A 3,043-nucleotide genomic window follows, 5' to 3' on the forward strand; every position below is an offset into this window, starting at 1 on the left:
ATCTCGCGTGATTTCCCGGACGGGGTGAGCGGAGGTCTTGCGCCGATCACAAGCCCCCTCGGCGAGATGTTCATGTTCACGATCGCCAGCGCCTCGGCGCGCGCGATGTAGTCGGGTTCGCTATGCGGCGTCCGCCCTTTGGCTACGGGAGTCACCATGTTGCATCCAGTCCCAGCAGGCCGAGGATCTGGCGGCGCAGATCGGCGAGATAGGGATCGCCGCGATGCCGCGGATAGGGCCGGTCGACGCGGATGTCGGCCTTCACGCGAGCCGGGCGATCGCTGAAGACGATGACGCGGTTGGCGAGCACCAGGGCCTCCTCGGCGTCATGCGTCACCAGCAAGGTCGTAAAGCCCTTGCGCTGCCAGAGCGCAACGAGTTCGGCCTGCATGGTGATGCGGGTCAGCGAGTCCAATTTTCCGAGCGGCTCGTCGAGGATCAGGATTTTTGGATCGTTGACCAGGGCCCGGGCCAGCGCGACGCGCTGCGCCATGCCGCCGGAGAGCTGGTGCGGATAGGCGTTGCGGAACGACGCCAGGCCGACCAGATCGAGCGCGGCATCGACGCGGTGGCGCTGGCTCTTCAAAATGCCCTGGGCCTCGAGGCCCAGGGCGACGTTGTCCCAGACCGACCGCCAGGGAAACAGGGTCGGATCCTGGAACACGACCACGCGCGAGGGATGCGGCCGGGTGATGCGCGCCTCGTCCTCGCGCAACGTGCCCGCCTTGGGTTTGTCGAGGCCGGCAACGAGCCGCAGCAAGGTCGACTTGCCGCAGCCGGAAGGGCCGAGCAGCGCGACGAAGTCGCCGGGTTCGACGGAGATGCTGACGTCGCTCAGCACCGGCAGCTCGGTGCCGTCGATGTCGAAGGCGTGGCTGACCTGCTCGATGTCGAGCGCGGCACCGGCAGCCGGATGAGTGTCGATTTCGGCGAGAGCTGTAGCTACCATTTCACGGTCCCCTTCTGCCAGACCAGCAGACGATCACGGATCGAAAACAGCAGCGTGATCGCGCCGGAGCAGAGCAGCGACATCACGATCAGCGCCGCATACATGTTGGCGTAGGCGGCCCAGCCCTGCGCCCATTGCAGGTACCAGCCGAGCCCGGCCTTGACGCCGATCATCTCGGCGACGACGAGCACGGCGAAGGACGAGCCAAGCCCCATGAACAGGCCGACGAAGACGTGCGGCAATGCTGCGGGGATCGCCACCTTCAACACCAGGAAGGATGGCTTTGCGCCCAGCGTGCGCGCGACGTCGTAATAGGCGTTGCTGACGCTCGCCACGCCCGACCAGGTCAGCACGGTGACCGGAAAGCCGGTCGCCAGCGCAATCAGGAAGGTCGATGCGCTCCAGCTCGACGGGAACGTGAAGAAAGCGATCGGCAGCCAGGCGGTCGCCGGCAGCGGGCCTATGAAGCGTAGCACCGGATGCACCCAATAGCCGACTGCGCGCGACCAGCCGATCGAGACGCCGGTGAGAAAGCCGACCGTCGCGCCGATCAGATAGCCGCCGAGCTGGAGCTTGACCGAGGCGAAGACACTGTCGAGCAGCTTCGGCAGGTCGTCGGTGTAGACTTCGATGATCGCCTGCGGCGGCGGGAAGAACGGCAGCGGCAGCCAGGCGAATTTGGCGGTCGCGACCTCCCACAGGGTCAGGAACGCGCCGAGTGCGAGGAGCCAGGGCGCGCGCTTGTGCAATGCCCGTCCCGCCGATCCCAAATAGTCGGCGCTGACGGTTCCGAACAGCGCGATCGCCGCAATGACAAAAGCGGCAATGCCGAGCGAATGCGTACGCGTCCAGTCACCGACATCCTGCCACCACAGGCAGGACAGGCCGAAGGCGATCCAGGCGATGCTGGCAAGAACTCCGGCGCCGGACTCCCGGATCCAGCCCGCAAGCAGCGGCGCGCGGGAGAGACGCGGCGCGCCGGAGGCGAGGCCGTCAGACAGCGAATACGTCGACATAGATGCGCTCCGCGAATTTGGCCGTGTCGGTGCCCGGCTTGAAGACCTGCACGCTCTTCAGATCGTCCGCATAGCCCTTGAGCTCGCGCTTCAGGATCTCGCCGACGGGATGATGATGGTGGGTGTGGTAGCGCACCATGCCCTCGATGTCGGCGAGCGACGCGGTCTTCGGTGCGTAGGGCTGGAACGACTTTGCCGTCACGGCCGGGTTTTGCGTGGTGAGCATCGCGGCGTCGAGCAGCGCTTGGGTCAGCGCGCGAGCGACCTGCGGCTCCTCGCGCACCAGGCTGCCGCGCAGACCGAGGATGCAGCAGCTCTTTTCCCGATACTCGCCGTCGAGATTGGACGCAACTTCCTTGTACTGACTGTCCTTGAGCCAGAGATAGCCGAGCGGATCGGACGACAGAAACGCCTGCACCTCGCCCTTCTCCACAGCGACGTTGAGCAGGTTGCCGGGATAGGCGCGCCAATCGACGTCCTTGTTGGGATCGATGCCGAGCTTTGCGAGCTGAATGGAGAAGAAGTTCTTGTCGGGGCCTGCCAGATCGCCAACCGCGACGATCTTGCCCTTGAGATCGACGAGCTTGCTTACACTGGAGTCTGCGCGGGTCAGGACGCGCATGCAGCCGCCATGGGTGCCGGCGGCGATCTTGACGTCAAAGCCCTGCTCCAGCGGCTTCAGCCAGCGCAGCGCCATGCCGAGACCGGCATCGCTCTTGCCCGTCGCGATCGCCTCGAGCAATTGGTCGGTCGAGCCGGAATAGTTGATGAGCTCGACGTCGAGATTGTGCTTCTGGAAGAAGCCGTGCTCGATGGCGACCGGCACCGGCGCCAAGCACACCGCGCCGGCGTTCCACGACAATTTCAGCTTGCGTGGCGCGCCGGTAAGCGCAGGCGCATCCGATGCCGCCCGGCACAGCGGAAACTCCGAGAAATCGACGCCGGTCGCAATCCCGCCCGGCGAGAAGGCCTGCGCCGCAAGAGACATAACGGTGTCGAACATCCGGAACTACGCGACCAATACTGTCCCGGAGCACACCTTTGCACTGGTCTTGGCGTTACGCCGAAGCCTGCTCGA

The 3,043-nt window shown here is 65.4% G+C and carries 3 protein-coding genes and 1 pseudogene; 1 reads left to right on the forward strand and 3 read right to left on the reverse strand.

Annotation, left to right across the window (positions count from 1 at the left end; all coding sequences use genetic code 11):
* Positions 1-151: 151 nt before the first annotated feature.
* From MOV75_RS32650 to MOV75_RS32660, 3 genes are read right to left on the reverse strand one after another with little or no spacing between them, the layout of a single operon-like run.
* Positions 152-949: an ABC transporter ATP-binding protein gene (locus tag MOV75_RS32650; RefSeq protein WP_246931481.1), complete on the reverse strand. Its 798-nt coding sequence runs from the start codon at positions 947-949 to the stop codon at positions 152-154.
* Positions 943-1,965 (reverse strand): ABC transporter permease, encoded by a 1,023-nt coding sequence (locus tag MOV75_RS32655; protein WP_246931478.1) that lies wholly within the window; start codon positions 1,963-1,965, stop codon positions 943-945. Before MOV75_RS32655 ends, MOV75_RS32650 begins: the two co-directional genes overlap by 7 nt.
* A complete protein-coding gene (locus tag MOV75_RS32660) occupies positions 1,943-2,968 on the reverse strand; it encodes an ABC transporter substrate-binding protein (protein ID WP_247007383.1) in 1,026 nt (341 codons plus the stop codon). The genes MOV75_RS32655 and MOV75_RS32660 overlap by 23 nt, the downstream gene beginning before the upstream one ends.
* On the opposite strand from MOV75_RS32660, the pseudogene MOV75_RS32665 reads away from it, so the two are divergent.
* Positions 2,934-3,043: pseudogene (locus MOV75_RS32665) on the forward strand (glycerate dehydrogenase); the annotation flags it as partial. The gene MOV75_RS32660 and the pseudogene MOV75_RS32665 overlap by 35 nt on opposite strands.

Source organism: Bradyrhizobium sp. PRIMUS42 (genome assembly GCF_023006515.1).
Taxonomy (GTDB): Bacteria; Pseudomonadota; Alphaproteobacteria; order Rhizobiales; family Xanthobacteraceae; genus Bradyrhizobium.